This window comes from Superficieibacter sp., from assembly GCF_032071645.1.
Taxonomy (GTDB): domain Bacteria; phylum Pseudomonadota; class Gammaproteobacteria; order Enterobacterales; family Enterobacteriaceae; genus Superficieibacter.
The window spans coordinates 36,008-53,180 of record NZ_DAMAPU010000008.1 but is presented as its reverse complement, the minus strand read 5'-3'; the positions used below and the strand labels follow the sequence as shown (position 1 = coordinate 53,180).

Below are 17,173 nucleotides of genomic sequence, written 5' to 3'. Positions count from 1 at the left end.
TTTGCGATAGTTAAGTGCTCGCGCTCAGGGATTATTATGGCAACCTATAATTTTGATACTACTCTTGCCCGCTCTATTGTTAGTCGAACAATGAGTATTATTGATTGTAATGTCAACGTAATGGACGCGCGGGGGATCATTATTGGTAGCGGTGAGCCTGAACGTATTGGTGATATTCATGAAGGTGCGTTGCTGGCGCTAACCCAGGAACGGGTGGTCACAATTGATAAAGCCTCAACGCATTCTTTGCGCAGCGTCAAACCAGGGATAAATCTTCCGCTGAGAATGAATAATCATATCGTTGGCGCTATCGGTCTGACCGGAGAGCCTGCGCGACTGGCCCAGTTCGGCGAGCTGGTGCGCATGACGGCGGAGATGATGCTGGAGCAGGCCTGGTTATCCCAGCTCCTGGTACAGCAAAGCCGCCTGCGTGAAGAACTGGTGCTGAACCTGATCCGCCATCAAACCGGTCCCGACTCGCTTCAGGAGTGGGCGCAGCGTCTGGGGATCAACCTTGCCCAGCCACGGGTTGCGATGATCGTCGAAATCGACAGCGGGCAGCTCGGCATTCACACGGCGATGGCTGAGTTACAGCGTCTTCAGACGCTGCTGACGGAGACCGGAAAAGACGATCTTCTGGCCATTGTCTCCCTGACGCAGATGGTTGTCCTGCGGGAAGTGAGCGTGCAGGCGGGCGACTGGGAGCCTGAAAGCCATAAGCGGGCGATGGAACAGCTCTACCAGCATTTACGGCAAAACTGCCCTTTAAAGGTCAGATTTGCGCTGGGTAATTATTTTCCCGGTGAGGGCAGCGAAGCCCGCTCTTATTGTACTGCACAAACCACAATGAAAGTCGGCAAGCAGCGGATGCCCGAAGAACATTGCTACTACTGGCAGGATATCAAACTGCCCGTTCTGCTCGATGGCCTGCGCGGAGGATGGCAGGCCGCCGAACTGCTCCGCCCCATTCAACGCCTGCGATCGTTGGACAGCAACGGCGTATTACTTAAAACCCTCCACGCCTGGTTTCGGCATAATCAGCAGCCCACTCCCACCGCGAAGGCGCTTTTTATCCATAAAAACACGCTGGATTATCGGCTGCACCGCATCGCGCAACTGACCGATCTTAACCTCGCAAATTATGACGACCGGTTTTTGCTGTATGTCGCTGTTCAACTGGATGAGGGGTAAGAGCAGAACATGGCAGAAATGCCAAAACCCGCCTTTTTATATTAACAGCGATCTCTCATCTGAATGTTCTGGCGGAGCATAAAGCGGAACATCGCTATTTTCGCCAGATAGTTTCTGAATGACGTGCCAGCATTTCTGACGCTAAGGCAGTAAATAATCTTTAGCCTGACACATAATATTATTCTAAATAATAGCTGTAGGTGATTTTACGGTCATTATCACGGTGCTGTTTTTCTAAAACAAATATAAAACATATAATCATTTATCTTTACAAGATGATAACAATTAAATTTGGCTTTGTGAGCGGTTTCATAACTTTAAGATTATAGGTCGGGTATGATTTTCTCCTTAACAAGGTAAACAGGCGGACATCATGAATACAAAATATAAATTGCATGAATTCCTTGATGTCGATCGTCTGCAAACGTTACAGGACAATTTTAGCCAGTCAATGATGATTGCGCTGGTGGTGGTGGATCAGGAAGGAGTCCCCATCACCCGCCCGAGCGGTTTTTCAGATTTTTGCGCCCGTTCCAGAATGAATGCGTCACTGGCCCGGCACTGTTACGAAAGTGATAGCGCGGGCGGTGAGGCGGCAATGCGGGCCGGAAAACCGGTAGTGTATCGCTGCTACTGCGGGTTTGTTGAATTTGCCGTTCCCATCATGATTAACGATCATTACCTCGGTGCTTTTATCTCCGGGCAGGTGAAAGTTGAAGAAGAAAAAGAGCAATGTATTCCCTATATCCTCGACAATAACCAGCTTTGGCAGGAAAATCCGTGGCTTACAGAGTTGCATCACTCGTCGCAGCGTATGCCTTATGAACGATTTGAATCCACCGCTAATACCTTGCTTCATGTAGCCTCTTATCTTGTTGAACAGGCTTACGCTAACAATATTCAGCGTGAATTACGGCAAAAAGATCTTGAATTAACCAATGAATTGCGTAAACGCGTTGAGATTGAGCGCTCATTGCACGAGGCGGAATTCAAAGCGCTTTCTTACCAGATTAGTCCCCATTTCCTGTTTAACGTTCTGAATACCATTGGCCGCCTGGCATTTCTTGAAGATGCCAGCCGAACTGAAACCATGGTGCATGATTTCTCAGACATGATGCGATATCTGCTGCGCAAAAATAATAATGGCTTAATTACCCTTGGACAGGAATTAAATTATGTCAATTGCTATATGGCTATTCAGAAAGTCAGAATGAATGACCGCTTTGATTATGTTTGTCATATACCAGAGAAATACAATAACGTCGTCTGCCCTTTTTTGATTCTCCAGCCGCTGGTGGAGAATTTTTTTAACTATGTTGTAGAACCAAGAGAAACCAAAAGCCATATTTTCATGCGTGCCACGGATGACGGTAAGGATGTGATTATAGAAATTACCGATAACGGTGATGGCATTTCTGCTGAAGGAATAGAGCATATCCTGTCAGGAAGCCAGAACCGTCAGAAGGGAGGGATAGGTATCCATAATATTAAAAATCGCCTTCAGCTTCTTTTTGGTGAAAATTATGGTTTACAAATTTCCAGTCCTCATAAGCCGATGCTCGGCACAACGATAAAAATGCGATTTCCTCTGTTACCGCCAGATACCGGAGTATAAGAATGTATAATATTGTTATTGTAGAAGATGAGTCGATTGAGCTGGAGTCGTTAAAACGGATTGTTTCCCGCTGCGTTGAAAATGCCGTGATTCATGAAGCGCCAACCGGCAACAGGGCGATTCAACTTATTGATAATATAGCCAAAATAGACATGATGTTTGTAGATATTAACATTCCATTGCCGAACGGCAATCAGGTTATTGAATATCTCAAACAGAAAAACACCGACACTAAGGTCATCGTAACCACAGCCAATGATGATTTTAATATCGTGCGGCAAATGCTCAGTCTCAGGGTTGATGATTATCTGTTGAAACCGGTCAAACAAAGCACACTAACGGAAACGATCCTTAAAACGCTTCAGGTGGATGAAGGTAAAGCCAGCGAGACGCGCGAGTTAAGGCAAAACATTAGCGCCCTGATTAACCGCTGCGATTATCCGGGCTGGCATACCTTTTTATTCAGCGTGCTGGATGCGACCTGCTCAGGACACGCGTGCAGTGATGAGCGTCCAACAGCAATAATTGATGTTCTTGAATTAACCCAGCAGCATCTGGCAAGCCTTGGTGAAAAATTTGTGCCCTGCCGCAATAATATCGCCGCTATCGTTCAGACGATCCATCAGCAGGGTGTGACTCCCCATAATTATTGGCGACTGATGAATCAACTGCTCGACGTCAGTCAGGCTATTTTTGAGTTAATCGTGAAAAGCGTTAATAATAATATGGATTTTGTTGCCAGGGCGCAGTTTCATATCGAGAACAATATCCTCAGGAATATTACGCTGGATGACATTGCGGGCAAAGCGTTTGTCAGTCCGTGTTATTTAAGCCGCGCTTTTAAAAAGAGTACCGGAGCCGGTTTTTCTAACTATATTACGACCCGAAAAATCACGCTTGCCAAATCATTACTGCAATTCAGCGACTTAAAAGTGAATACGATAGCGCTGGAACTTTCCTGGCAGGATGCCAACTATTTTTGTCGCATTTTCAAGAAAGAGACGGGGATCGCGCCGTCCGATTATCGTCGAATTGTCTCCGGGGAAAGCTGCTGAACCGGAAGAAAATTTTTTGCACTGCCATTCTCGTCAGCGCAAGAAAGTGCGCTATACCCGCAAGATTATGTACTCTTCCATCGGTGCCGGGCCGTTAAGATGAAATACTCTCTTAATAAAGTGGCCCAGCCGTGGAAGACTATCTTTTTACCTCTGAATCCGTTGCCGAAGGGCATCCTGATAAAATGGCCGATCAGATTTCTGACGCGATTCTGGATGCTTATTTATTAAAAGATCCCGCTGCCAAAGTGGCCTGTGAATGTTTACTGAAAACGGGCGCGGTTGTCGTGGCCGGAGAAATTACCTCTGACGCGAATATTGATATTGAGCATGTGGTACGGACCACGATTAAATCCATCGGCTATGACCATTCTCTGAAAGGCTTTGATGCCGCTACCTGTGCGGTGATCAGCATGGTTGGCAAACAGTCGCCTGATATCGCAAACGGCATACGCGCCGCAGACCCGGCGCTGATCGGTGCTGGCGATCAGGGGATCACTTTTGGCTATGCCTGTAATGAAACGCCCCAACTGATGCCTGCCGCGCTGCTGTATGCCCACCGGCTGATGGAGCGCCAGGCGCTGTTGCGTAAAACGGAGCGCCTCAGCTGGCTGCTGCCGGATGCCAAAAGTCAGGTCACATTGCATTATCGGGAAGGCCAGATCCTTAACGCAGATACCGTGGTGCTGTCCACGCAGCATTACCCCGATGTATCGCTGGCGCACTTACGCGAAGCCGTGATCGAAGAGATTATCAAACCTGTCCTTCCCGCGCGATGGCTGACCGGGGCAACACGCTTTTTGATTAATCCGGCTGGCCCGTTTATTCACGGCGGGCCTGCGGCAGATTGTGGCCTGACCGGGCGAAAAATTATTGTCGATACTTACGGCGGCGCAGCCTGTCACGGCGGCGGTGCGTTCTCGGGAAAAGATCCCACTAAAGTCGATCGTTCTGCCGCTTACGCAGCGCGCTATGTGGCCAAAAATATCGTGGCCGCCGGGCTGGCGACACGCTGTGAAGTCCAGCTTGCCTGGGCTATTGGCGTTCCTGAACCGGTATCGCTTCGCATCAATACCTTTGGCACCGGCAGGCTCGATCAGCAGCAACTGGTAGCGCTGGTGTCCCGCCATTTTGATTTACGCGTTTACGGCATTATTAAACAGCTCGATCTGCTCGCACCACGCTATCGTCAGACGGCGTGTTACGGTCATTTTGGTCGCGATATTTTCCCCTGGGAAAACACCGATAAGGCGGCTCTGTTGCAGGACGCGGCGGGCTACCGTCATGTTGATCATCATACGAATCACTTTTAAATGCACAACAGGAGAAATATATGTCCGGGCAGAGTTTGGGCTTGATTGAAACCGTCGGCCTGGCGGTAGCGGTAGAAGCGGCGGATGCCGCCCTGAAATCCGCTAATGTCGAATTAACAGGATACGAACTGAGTAAAGGCGGCGGGTTAGTCACCGTGAAGTTGACCGGAGAAGTGGGCGCAATTAATGCTGCCGTGGCGGCAGGAGTGGCATCAGCCAGCAAAATTGGTGAGGTCTTTGCCTGGAAAGTGATTGCGCGCACGGCATCCGGTATCGATAACATGCTGAAATCAGAAGAAAATCATGGCCCCGAAAAGCAGGAGCCAGACGTTGTCCCAGAGGATAACGAGAGCCTGATCTCGGTACGGAATCTGGAACCCGACGTGGAAACGTCCTCTTGCCTGACGCTGGCGGAAGAACGTCCTTCCGACGCGCCTGAAGCGTTATCCCTGGCGCTGGCGGAAGAAAAAAGCGCTGATAGCGAGCCAGGCGAAAACAAAACAACCCGCCCGCGTGCGAAAAATACCCGCCGATAAACCTCTTCTTTTTATTATGCCGCCTCGCTTCATCAGGCGGTTTTTTTGTCAATCAATCAGGCACGCCAGCGATAGCTCGCTGGCGTTGCTCTCAGAACAGCGGCACCATGGCGAAGAAACCGATCATCGCGAGGATATTTATGAGGCTGGTCATCAGGGCGATGGTCATTGCCGGGGGATCGATATGGGTATCGCCATGGATCAGAAACAGGCGCGAAACCAGTTCGCCGATCAGGGCACAGATAATGCCTGTCAGTGCTGCCCATAGCAGACTGTGGGAGGCAATGGCCGCAAGCGCCGCAGGGAGCGCGATATGGTGAGAGACCGGAACCTGCGTATTAAAATGAAGAAAAATCAGCGAGGCGGCTGAGATCCCGAAGGCCAGCAGCGCGCCATTGGCTCCGAATGTGATACCCAGATAGCCCGCCAGTAATCCGATTCCCAGACCGAGCACGGACAACTGGGGAATGCGGCTGTGGTAGGGCATCCAGCATTTATCCTGCGGGGGATAGCAGCGACGAATGCCTGCGTCGGGTTTTCCCAGCAGGCCGGTTTTGCCGAACGCAAAACGGGTAATGATCCCGGAGATAACCACCGTTAATGCCACGGTATCCGTCCAGGCCGCACCTGAAGGAAGGGCAAATTGATTCAGTCCCCAGGCAATAATATAACCCAGCGCGCCAAAGACTCCGCCGACCAGCAGGACATCACTGGCTCCCAGCCCGCTAAGACCCGCCGTGATATCACGCCCGGAAGCCAGTTTTCCTCGTTTCGCGGCCCAGGCGGTCGCGGCGACGCCCGCAGCGAAGCCTCCGGTGTGGGGGCCAAACATGCCAAAAGGGAATTCAATAAAATGAGAGGCGCTGCCAGTGGTAATTTGTGCCACCGTCATGGCAATCACCAGCAATCCGACAAATTCGAAGGCTGCCAGTGCGCCTATAGACGCACCAAAAATACCGCCGCCAAAGGCGATGAGTATATCTAATCCAGTCATATATAATAACCTCGGTAATATAGGGTATAAGTAAGATGCAGTAAAATGTTATTGCAGATGGATTGCGTATTATTTTTTTAATGGCATCCCGGAATGATTGTATTCCGGGAAAGGATTAGCCGCCGATATGACAATGAAAACCCATCGATTCAATCATTTTTTTCAGATTTTCGATTTTATTTTCTGCTAATGATGGCGTATTCCCCATCGGATAAATCCTGCCGAGCAGGTTATATTTATTTTCACCGAACGTATGGTAGGGCAGTAAGTGAATCGTATCGACACCCGACATCAATTTGGCGAACTCAGCGATGCTGCGGATCTCCTCCTCATTATCATTTACGCCCGGCACCAGCGGAATACGTACAATGACTTTGGTAATAAATGAAATTCGCAGCAGATTTTCCAGAATGCGACTGTTATTAACGCCGGTGTTCTGTTCATGAACCGAAGGGTTAATAGCTTTAATGTCGGTTAACGCCAGATCGATCCACGGAAAAACATCTTCTATCACTTCCTTCGTGGTAAATCCGGTGGTTTCAATCGCGGTATGCCAGCCTTTTGCTTTACAGGCTTTCAGCAGCTCGCGGGCGAACTCCGGCTGTGCCAGCGGCTCGCCTCCCGATAACGTCACGCCGCCGCCGGATCGACGAAACAGGTTTTCTTCTTTTTGTAATTCACGAATAACGTCATTTACCGTCATCCGTTTGCCTTTCATTTCCAGCGCCTGCGTCGGGCAGACTTTTGTACACTCGCCGCATTGCACACAACGACTGCGATCGACAAAAGACGGATTTGACGGAGAGAGCGCGTTCTGTGGGCATACCTCAATACATTTTCCACAGCGGATACAATCATTCTTTTTATAAATTAATTCTGGCTGCGGGCGCTGTGATTCGGGATTACTGCACCATTTACAGGCCAGTGGGCAGCCCTTAAAAAAAGGAATCGTGCGGATCCCAGGCCCGTCGTGCAGGGAATAGCGTTGAATATTGAATAAAACGCCTTCCGTATCGTATTCGACTCTATTCATAACATTACTCGTTATAAAGGCGGCGTACCAAAATCGAGTCAGCCGCCGAAATCGGCTTTAAAAAAGGCCATGGAAAACCATGGCCTGGCAGGCTGGATAAATCAGAATTGTTGTTCAGTACGGCTGATAATATCGTCCTGGACTTCTTTCGCCAGCACCACGAACTGCGCGCTGTAACCAGCCACGCGAACCACCAGATCCTGATGCTGCTGCGGATTTTTCTGCGCTTCCAGCAGCGTGTTCCGGTCGATAACGTTGAACTGGACGTGCATCCCTTTCTTGTCGAAATAGTTACGCACCAGGCCGCCGAAGTGATGCAATCCTTTTTCCCCCGCCAGCGAAGAAGGCAGGAATTTCTGGTTATATAACGTGCCGTTGGAGGCAATAAAGTGATCCAGTTTGGCGACTGAGTTGGCGGCGGCTGTTGGACCAAGGGTATCCTTGCCCTGACGAGGAGAGACGCCGTCGGCCAGCGGTTCTTTTGCCAGACGGCCATCCGGCAGGGCGCTAACGTCTTTACCAAACAGGACGTTAGCGGAAACAGGATAAATTCCTGCCTGGAAACGTCCGCCGCGTGGGTTAGTGTATTTTTCCACTTCCTGACAGTAAATCAGGGCACACTGGCGGGCGACGAGATCCACTTCATCAATATCGTTACCGAAGCACGGCGTATTCTCCAGAATATGGCGGATCTCTTCGAAGCGGGAGGCATTGCCTGACTGTGCCGGGCGGGTGTCGGATAGCTGACGATAAACTTCATTTTTAATCGCCGCCGGATCCAGCGAGCCATCGCGCTCAATGATGCGTTTCACGATGGCATAAATTTCCTGCTCGCCGAGCGAAGACTTCGCGGGCGCGCCGTGCGCGTTGCCGCCTACCGGATAGCCAAAATTGGCGTCCAGGGCGCTCTTAAGCTCCTGCAACGTCAGCTTGCGGTCTTCAAAAATCTGTTTTTGAATGGCGTAAACGGAGTCACCGGTGTCGGCAATACCAAATGCCTGCGGCCCGGTAAAGTTATAGATTGCGCCCCCTTCCTGAAGCGATTTTCCGCGACCGATGCAGTCATCCACCATCGCAGACAGGAACGGCAGCGGGCAGCGTTCGCCGTGGGCGATATCCACGCTGTTACAGGCTTCAACCAACTGGTGAACAAAGTGCGCCATCTGTTTTTTAAAGGCGCTGTAGAAGTCATCAAGGCCGGTATATTGGGTTAATTCCCCGGTCATCAGGCCGAGCTGTTTATTCCCGGAACGGCCATTGTTGAGCGTGATTTCCAGCACTTTTGCCACGTTAAAGAACGCTGCGTCATGCCAGCCTTCAGTACGATGCGGAGCCTGTGGCTCTACGCAGCCGATGATGCAATAGTCACGCGCATCACGCAGCGAGACGCCGCGGTTTTGTAGCGCCGGAATAATCACTTCATCGTTATACATCGCCGGTACGCCGAGTCCGAGGCGCACCAGTTCGCAGGCGCGGAACAGAAACTCATCCGGCGTGCCCTGCCAGACACGAATAGAGAAGGACGGCTGCGGCAGGCGAACGTGCGCGGTGGCCTCCATACACATATAAGTCAGCGGATTGGTGGCGTCACGACCGTCTTCCGTTTGCCCGCCAACGCACAGGTTCTGGAACACGGCATATCCGGCGAAGGCCTGGGCAGACACTTCATCCCGCGTTTTGTTGATATCGTTGAGCTTGATCCAGCAGCAGTCCACCAGTTCCTGAGCAAAATCCCGATCGATGGTTTTATCGGCTGCCAGATAAGGATACATATACTGGTCAAAGCGTCCGGGAGAAATAGAATGGCCGCTTGATTCAATTTGCAACATGCTCTGGATGAACCAGAAGGTCTGGCACGCTTCCCAAAAGTTCGTCGCGCCCTGTTCCGGTACACGGGTACAGTTTTGCGCGATGTGTTCCAGCTCGCGCTGACGAGTGGGATCGCGCTCTTCGCGGGCCAGACGTGTCGCTTCCTGCGCATAGCGATGCGCGAAGTTGATAGCCGCCTGATAGCTTAGGATCACCGCATGATAAAATTGTTCTTTTTTAATATAGTCCGGGGCGCTGCGGTCCAGATTGTCGAGGGCGCGAGTGACTTCATCAATAATCCCGCGAAAACCTATTTTCAGTATTTTTCCGTAATCGACGCTAACGTGGCCCACACCGCCGTAGAAATAGTTGCCGACGGTAAATACGCCATTGCCCATACTTTCTTTGGTAGCCTCGGACATATAGGAAGCGGCCAGTGAGCTGGTGGTTTTTCCCGGCCAGTACTTAAATGCCTGATGCAGATCTTCTGCCGTTTTTTTCGGAATGATGAAAGGGTCAGCGATACGGTGTTCCATCGTATCAAATTCTTTTTCTACCCAATCATAAGAGAATTCCGGGCAAATTTCGGTAGAGCGCGGGTTAATCGTCACTGCGCCGACAATTAATTCATCAGGGCGAATCGTTACCGGCAATTCATTGAAGATTTTCTCAACAACTTTTGCCCGACGCATAATAGCAGGAAGGTGTTCGTTTTCTTTATAAGCCTCAGTCGCCAGCACCGCACGTTCAGATTCAACATAGGGCTTAGCATTCAGGATCATGTTTTTGAGTCTTACCACACGTTCTGTCGGATTATTAAAGCCTTTCTCTAACATAAAATAACTCCCGAAATGATATTGGCGTGATGCGTTTATCACGCCGGAATTTTTTAACCTGACGGCAGTGCCGGGATACTGTTAAATAATGAGACCGTACGGCGCTCTGTTATTAATTACGGAGACGATCTTATTAATAATGCGCTCTTAGAATGTACTGCTGTCATCCTCAATAATACGTATCGCTTCATTGACGGCGGCGACTTCGCCGAATATTGCCAGGGTGGTGATATGCTGCGGGCAACTGCCAAAGATCTCCGAAACCGCTACGTTCGCACTTTTACTGGCCCGATCGGCGAAAAAGTAAAGGTCCGGGATGGGCAGCATAATCAACCCGATGGCATCGATGCGGATGCTGTCCAGTCGGTTGCGCGATTCCGATGGCATACGTCGCTTAAGCATGGCCAGCGTTTCCGGCGTTGGTGCGTTAATAATGCGAGTTTTCATCTTTGGGTTACCCGTTCCGCTTTCGTCAGCGAATATTCAGCGCTTCAACCATGACGCACCGGCGATGTCTGGCGAACGTCCGTGCCGAGGTAAGCCCTTCACCGGTCGGACCGGCGATAGTGAACGTGGCATGACCTTCGCCGCCGACGCCAATTCCGGCGTAGGAGGGGCCGTTCTTCACAAAAATCGTGGTCTGGATCAGGCGAGCCATACGGGTCAGTTTTTCGACGTTAGTCGAGTGCATGATGGCCGTGTGACGATTGCCGTGTTCCACTTTGACCGCGAGATCGATGGCTTCATCGACGTTTTCAACCCGAACCACCGGCAGCACAGGCATCATCAGTTCATGCACCACAAAAGGATGATCGCGTTCCGTCTCAATCAGGATCACTTTTACCTCTTGCGGGGCATCAATACCGATTTTTTGCAGGATGTAACGCGCATCCTTGCCGACAAAAGCCGTATTCGGCCCGGTGCCTTTTTCATTCAGCACCAGCGACTGCAACTGCTGGATATGCTGCTTGTCGCACAGCAGCAGCGCGCCGCATTTTTTCATGCAGTGGATAAGATAATCCGCCACATCGTTGACAACGATGACCTCTTTTTCGGCTACGCACGGCAGGTTGTTGTCAAAACTACAGCCGTTGATGATGTCCCTGGCCGCCTTCTCAATATTCGCTGTTTCGTCAACAACCGCAGGAGGATTACCGGCACCGGCACCTACTGCTTTTTTCCCGGATGACATCACGGTCTTCACAATTGACGGACCGCCGGTGGCGACCAGCATATTAATGCGCGGATCGTTAATTAACGCATTGGTGTTTTCAATTGAGGGGTGAGTGACGGTAACGACCAGATTGGCAGGGGCACCGAGCTGCGCCAGCCGTTGGTTGATCAGCGCCACGCAGTGCAGAGAGACGTTGCGTGAACGCGGATGGGGACTGAAAATCACCGTGTTGCCTGCTGCCAGCATACCGATGGAGTTGTTGATAATCGTTTCCGTCGGATTGGTGGTGGGCGTAATAGAGCCAATGACCCCAAAGGCAGAGTATTCCGTTAACGTCAGGCCATTATCCCCACTCTGCGCGCAGGTGACTAAATCTTCAATACCGGGCGTTTTTTGCGCGGCGACCCGGTTTTTCACCAGCTTATCGGCGTAATTCCCCATCCCGGTTTCGTCTACCGCCATGCGCGAGATGGTCTGTAAAACGTCTTCCTGGAGGAAAAGTTTGCGGATGCCGTCAATGAAGCTGGCCCGATCCTGCATGGTGCAGTGGCGGTACTGGATTTGCGCTTGCTTAGCGGCGGCAATCGCTTCTTCCATGGTGGCAAATGCGCCTTCGTCCGCTTCCGCAGCCACGCCAGCATCGCTGCGTTGATGGTTTGCCAGCACGCTGGCAACAATGGCTTCAATGCTGTCACGATCGGGCTGGGCGGCAGCCAGCGGCGCGCTGCCGGTAGCTGGCTCTGGCGAGGTTTTGGTGTATTTACTCAGCACGCGAGAGACGGCCTGAGTAATTTCAATGTCGTTCATGCTATTTATTCCTTACTTCACATCGCGTCTTAAATATACGGCGTGGTCGTCGATTTAATCGGCGTGGGATCTAAGGTGGAGAGCAATTGCAGCCCAACATCTCTTGCCGCAATAACGGCCTGGCGAACCGCGCCGGAATCGCCTGCGAAGGTAAAGATCACTTCGTTACTGAAGCTGGTGCCTTTGCCGGGGCTGGCATAGCCGACCGGATCGACCACGGCGGCTTTCGCTGCCGCATCAGCGACCACGATGCCGATCGCGGCCGGGCACGCGCAGGTCATACCGAATGCTTTGCCTAAAGGGGCATCGAAGGCTTTATTGAGCGCGTAACTGGCGCGGGCGGTGTACTGAAACTCCAGATGACCTGCCGGGGAGCCGTAGACGTCGCCCATCGTCCGTTCAATTTCTGCGAGGGCCACTTCAATCGCGCGGCGGACATCGGAGACATCAGCAGCACCGAAAACGATCAGGCATCCGTGGCCGCCGCCGCCTTCGGTGTCGCGGGCCAGTTCAATAGCGAGGATTTCACTGTTGGTGGCTTTAATGGCTTCGTCTGCGGCAAAAATATGCGGGCCAGCGCCCGTGCGGGCACCAAGAATACCGATTGAGCGATATTTCTTGTCGATATTCATCACTTCATGTAATTGATGATCGACATTGGCAATAACCAGCCCAATAGTATGACCAAGGGCTGTGCCGACAAATTCTGTTAAACCGCAACCGGTAAAGCTGGCGGCGGTTTTATTATTTGTGGTGCTGCCGGTCTGTTTATTCATTACTTCAGATATAATCTGTTCAACAAGATTATCTCTCATGGTCAGTATCCTCAGTCTTTATTAACTGACAGCTTTCGGCAGGATTTTTTCCACTTCGATATGTGGCCGTGGAATAACGTGTACGGAGACCAGTTCACCCACTTTCGTCGCCGCCGCAGAGCCTGCATCAGTCGCGGCTTTTACTGCCCCGACGTCACCGCGAACCATGACGGTGACCAGCCCGGAACCGATTTTCTCGTAGCCGACCAGCATTACATTGGCGGATTTCACCATGGTATCAGCGGCTTCAATCGCGGAAACCAGACCTTTTGTTTCAACCATACCTAATGCTTCTTGTTGCATATCAACCTCAATATTTCCAGGTAAGAGTAAAGGCAAGTAATGAAATAACCGCTGAAGGGTTAGTTCATCAACATCATTAATTTATGCACTATGATAATATTGCCCCGGGAGCAAAATGTTTTGCCCGTCAGAGAGACTTTCTTGTTTTCCCCTGGCATGGCGAACAATAAAATCCTGTCTGTCACACAATTAACTCACCGCACCCGCCAGGGCGGATGCAATAACCGCCGCATCCATGGCGATCATCTTCTCTTCATTGGTTGGGATCACCGCGACAAGCGGAGAGCCGGGAAGAGAAATCACGCCATCACGGCCTGCGTACAAATACGCATTTTTTTGCGGGTCCAGCTTCACGCCGAAGACGGCCAGTTTTTGTGCGGTTAATTCGCGCACCAGCGCAGAGTTTTCGCCGATCCCGCCGGTGAAAATCAGAGCATCAAAGCGATGCAGCGACGCGAGGTGCGCGCCTAAGTGTCGGGCGAGGCGATGAACCATCACATCAATCGCCAGCGTAGCGCGTGCATCTCCCTGGCTGCGTGCTTCCTGCAATGTGCGGCAATCGCTGGAAAGCCCGGAGATCCCAAGCAGGCCGGAGTCGTTATTCACCATTTTGTAAATGGCTTCCATAGACTGTCCGCTACAGCGGGCAATATAGGCCGCCGCCCCAAAATCCAGATCGCCGCAGCGCGTTCCCATGACCAGGCCTTCGAGCGGCGTCATGCCCATAGAGGTATCCACGCTCACGCCATTCTTTACCGCACAGACGGATGAACCGTTGCCAAGATGGGCAATAAGAATGCCGTGATTGTGCGGATCGAGATCGAGACGTTTCACCGCTTCCGCCGCGATAAACCGATGCGATGTTCCGTGAAACCCGTAGCGTCTGACCTGATGGCGTTGCTGATATTCCAGCGGGATCGCATAGGTGTAGGCGGCAGGCGGCAGGGTCTGATGAAACGCGGTATCAAAAACTGCCACCTGCGGCAGATGAGGAAGTAGCGCCATGGCCGCATCAATGCCGGTCAGGTTAGCCGGATTGTGCAGCGGAGCCAGCGCGGAGAGTTCGCGGATGCGGGCAATCACCTGCGCATCAATAAGTACCGACTGTTGAAAATCGCTACCGCCGTGGGCGACCCGATGACCAATGGCGCAAAGGCGTGGCAGTAGCGCCATATTTTCAAGTCTGGCGAATAGCTGACTGAGCGCGTGATGATGACTGGACCCGGCGAGCATATGCATCGTTTTATGACCCGCGCGATCCTTAAACGTAATGCTCGCGTCCGCCAGCCCCAGCTTCTCGGCGAGGCCGGAAAGGAGAGGCGTATCTTCATCAAGCGGGATCACAGAAAACTTGAGGGAAGATGAACCGCAGTTAATAACCAGAACCAGTGAAGCTAACGACATAACGACCCCTGCTCGTAATAAGCATTATTGGTGGAAAGAGGTGAGTGGAAAATGTTGCTGGCTGAAGCGCTGTAACGCGGCGCTGGCAATGGCGATATCTTCTTCTACGCTGCCACCGCTGATGCCGATGCCGCCTAACAGAATGCCGTCAGACCAGCAGGGCAGCCCGCCCCCCAAACAGCAAATGCCCGCTTCATGCTGTAGCCCGTACAGACTGGAGCCAGGCTGTACGTTTTTTGCCAGTTGATGGGTCGGCATTTTAAGGGCCACTGCGGTCCATGCTTTTTGACCGGCAAGCGTGTGGCCGATCAGTAACGCATTGTCCATGCTGAAGAAATAGCGCTGGTGACCACAGGCATCCACAAAACTGAACACCACAGGCACATCGCAAGCCTCTGCCGCTTCCTGCGCGTATTTCGCCAGCGAGGCGGTATCCGCCAGACTGAGGGAAAGCTGACGGGGCGGAAGTTGACGGGTGATGGCATCACGAATACGGCGGTCAAGCTCGGCATCAGACGCGGGGTGCATGATGTTTTTCTCCACCTGAAATTTACTGGTCACTCAGATCGACAGAATCAACGATGCCTACAATGGACGCATCAATGACCGAGTGCTCTTTACTGTTGCTCATTCGGGCCGAACTGCCGGTGGTGACAATAACGATTTCACCGTTGCCCGCACCCACAAAATCGACTGCAACCTGCGCGGTGCCGGTCGGCTGATAGCGTTCATCCAGCCGGGCCACAATCAGGAGTTTTGCCCCGTTGAGTGAGGCATGTTTAGTTGTTGAGACGAGCGCTCCGGTAACCTTTGCCAGATACATATTTACTCCTCAGTGCGCTGAATGATGGACATGCCCCTGGCCCGGATTTCATCGCGAGCGGCGGGAGTAACGAGCGTTTTACGGCCAATATGGATGGCGTCGCAGGAGGGATGCTGTCGCACATCGCTTAGCGTCACCAGGCGTTTATCTTTGCTGACGGGCGCATGTTGACCGATAACCGTGCAGCCATATTCCGCGAGCATGGCCGCATAATTTGCCAGCCTGGCCCGCAGGGCAGGGGTATAGCGGGCGGTCGAGTCATGGCGGCATTCGGCGTTGAGGGTGACAGTGACCTGCTTGTTCCGGGCGAGGGCATAGAACGTCCAGCGGCATACGAGGTTATCGCTAATGCCGAGAGCAATTTTGCTCAGACTATTGGTGGACAGTGCTGGCAGATACAGTCCCCAGTCATTTTCATCGCTATCGTCGGGGGCGCGGTTATCGCAAAGCGCTTCAATGCCCCGCTGCGTCAGTGATTCCAGACAGGCCGTTTGCAGCGCCGATCGTGAGGCGCTACAGGAAAACGTCAGCAGTAAAAAATAGCCGTGGTGAGTTAAGGCCGTCAGACAATCCAGGGTGGCGGGTAGCGTCGTCAGATCGTCACCGCTGATGACCACGCGCATGACCTTATTTCTGCCCTGTAACAGCGCTTTTCGACGCGTCAGCAGTTCGTCAATAATGGTATCCAGCAGTCGCGACAGGTTATGCTGATCCATGGTTTTCTTTCCTTAACAATCCTGCACGCCTGATGTGACCACCCGCGTCACACAATCTCCGTTCCGCAAGCCGAAGCCATTGGCTTCTTCAACGTCAATATGCATTTCCAGTACGGCATCGGCGCTGACACGGACCACGACATGACTCAGAATGCCGCCCCGGTGACCATCAATACGGACATCGATTTCCATCCCGTCGCGCAGAGCAAAGCGTTCTGCTTCTGCGGGAGAAATATGGATATGCCGCCATGCGACAATCGCCCCGCCTGTTTTCATCACCCGCCCGTAGGGACCGACGATCTCAATGCCTGGCGAATCCTCCAGATCGCCTGACATGCGTACCGGCGCTTTTACGCCAAGCACAAAACCGTCAGAAACCGAAATTTCAATTTGGGTGGCACTGCGCAAAGGCCCCAGCACCCGAACTTTATGCAGTTCCCCTTTAGGACCGCGCAACGTCACGGTTTCCTCGGCGGCATATTGACCTGGCTGCTTTACAGCTTTCATCCGCGTCAGGGTTGAGCCATAGCCAAACAGGGCATCCATATCCTGGCGGCTTAAATGTACGTGACGATTGGAGATGCCCACGGGAATATTCAGTTCTGGCGAGGCGTGTTTATCCGGGTGATCTTTATGCGCGGCCAGTTCCTGAAGAATTTGTTGGGTGATCCATTCGGCTTGTTGCTGGTTGTAATTCATAACGTCAACGACCTGAAAGTGTGTAATAAGCGAGCCTGAGACCAGGCGTT

At 51.9% G+C, this 17,173-nt stretch carries 17 protein-coding genes; 5 read left to right on the top strand and 12 right to left on the bottom strand.

All coding sequences use genetic code 11. The features are described 5' to 3' along the window. Positions 1–36: 36 nt before the first annotated feature. The 5 genes from RT197_RS15335 (at position 37) to RT197_RS15315 (ending at position 5,710) form a co-directional block, all read left to right on the top strand. A complete protein-coding gene (locus RT197_RS15335) occupies positions 37–1,191 on the top strand; it encodes a sugar diacid recognition domain-containing protein (protein ID WP_312952017.1) in 1,155 nt (384 codons plus the stop codon). Positions 1,192–1,564: 373 nt separating this feature from the next. Further along, entirely contained in the window at positions 1,565–2,806 is a 1,242-nt protein-coding gene (locus tag RT197_RS15330; protein WP_312952016.1) for a PocR ligand-binding domain-containing protein, read from the top strand. Between the two features lie 2 nt (positions 2,807–2,808). Then, complete coding sequence (locus tag RT197_RS15325; protein ID WP_312952015.1) at positions 2,809–3,861, top strand: response regulator; 1,053 nt, start codon at positions 2,809–2,811, stop codon at positions 3,859–3,861. A 131-nt stretch (positions 3,862–3,992) separates the two neighbouring features. Further along, positions 3,993–5,174, top strand: a complete 1,182-nt coding sequence (gene metK, locus RT197_RS15320; RefSeq protein WP_312952014.1) for a methionine adenosyltransferase — start codon at positions 3,993–3,995, stop codon at positions 5,172–5,174. A 20-nt stretch (positions 5,175–5,194) separates the two neighbouring features. Continuing rightward, the gene (locus RT197_RS15315; RefSeq protein ID WP_312952013.1) at positions 5,195–5,710 is read left to right on the top strand and encodes a BMC domain-containing protein; all 516 of its coding nucleotides are present in this window, start codon (positions 5,195–5,197) and stop codon (positions 5,708–5,710) included. A gap of 91 nt (positions 5,711–5,801) precedes the next feature. On the opposite strand, the gene RT197_RS15310 is transcribed toward RT197_RS15315, so the two are convergent. From RT197_RS15310 to RT197_RS15255, 12 genes are all read right to left on the bottom strand, one after another. Further along, entirely contained in the window at positions 5,802–6,704 is a 903-nt protein-coding gene (locus tag RT197_RS15310) for a permease (RefSeq protein WP_312952012.1), read from the bottom strand. A 115-nt stretch (positions 6,705–6,819) separates the two neighbouring features. Then, positions 6,820–7,737 carry a glycyl-radical enzyme activating protein gene (locus tag RT197_RS15305; RefSeq protein ID WP_312952011.1) on the bottom strand — a complete coding sequence of 306 codons (918 nt, stop codon included), beginning with the start codon at positions 7,735–7,737 and terminating at the stop codon, positions 6,820–6,822. A 101-nt stretch (positions 7,738–7,838) separates the two neighbouring features. Beyond that, positions 7,839–10,382, bottom strand: coding sequence for a glycyl radical diol dehydratase GrpM (gene grpM / locus RT197_RS15300; protein ID WP_312952010.1), 2,544 nt, complete (start codon positions 10,380–10,382; stop codon positions 7,839–7,841). 147 nt (positions 10,383–10,529) lie between these two features. Then, positions 10,530–10,829, bottom strand: a complete 300-nt coding sequence (locus RT197_RS15295; protein ID WP_312952009.1) for a BMC domain-containing protein — start codon at positions 10,827–10,829, stop codon at positions 10,530–10,532. A 25-nt stretch (positions 10,830–10,854) separates the two neighbouring features. Beyond that, positions 10,855–12,363, bottom strand: coding sequence for an aldehyde dehydrogenase EutE (locus tag RT197_RS15290; protein ID WP_312952008.1), 1,509 nt, complete (start codon positions 12,361–12,363; stop codon positions 10,855–10,857). 29 nt (positions 12,364–12,392) lie between these two features. Next, positions 12,393–13,178, bottom strand: a complete 786-nt coding sequence (gene pduB / locus RT197_RS15285; RefSeq protein ID WP_312952007.1) for a propanediol utilization microcompartment protein PduB — start codon at positions 13,176–13,178, stop codon at positions 12,393–12,395. A gap of 21 nt (positions 13,179–13,199) precedes the next feature. After that, positions 13,200–13,481 carry a propanediol utilization system shell hexameric protein GrpH gene (gene grpH, locus RT197_RS15280; RefSeq protein WP_103675147.1) on the bottom strand — a complete coding sequence of 94 codons (282 nt, stop codon included), beginning with the start codon at positions 13,479–13,481 and terminating at the stop codon, positions 13,200–13,202. 189 nt (positions 13,482–13,670) lie between these two features. Continuing rightward, positions 13,671–14,885, bottom strand: a complete 1,215-nt coding sequence (gene tdcD / locus RT197_RS15275) for a propionate kinase (RefSeq protein WP_312952006.1) — start codon at positions 14,883–14,885, stop codon at positions 13,671–13,673. 24 nt (positions 14,886–14,909) lie between these two features. Beyond that, positions 14,910–15,446 (bottom strand): heme-binding protein, encoded by a 537-nt coding sequence (locus tag RT197_RS15270; RefSeq protein ID WP_312952005.1) that lies wholly within the window; start codon positions 15,444–15,446, stop codon positions 14,910–14,912. Beyond that, entirely contained in the window at positions 15,436–15,708 is a 273-nt protein-coding gene (locus RT197_RS15265; protein WP_103675150.1) for a EutN/CcmL family microcompartment protein, read from the bottom strand. Before RT197_RS15265 ends, RT197_RS15270 begins: the two co-directional genes overlap by 11 nt. A 2-nt stretch (positions 15,709–15,710) precedes the next feature. Further along, complete coding sequence (locus RT197_RS15260) at positions 15,711–16,424, bottom strand: hypothetical protein (protein WP_312952004.1); 714 nt, start codon at positions 16,422–16,424, stop codon at positions 15,711–15,713. A 12-nt stretch (positions 16,425–16,436) separates the two neighbouring features. Further along, entirely contained in the window at positions 16,437–17,123 is a 687-nt protein-coding gene (locus tag RT197_RS15255; RefSeq protein WP_312952003.1) for a phosphate propanoyltransferase, read from the bottom strand. Positions 17,124–17,173: the final 50 nt, after the last annotated feature.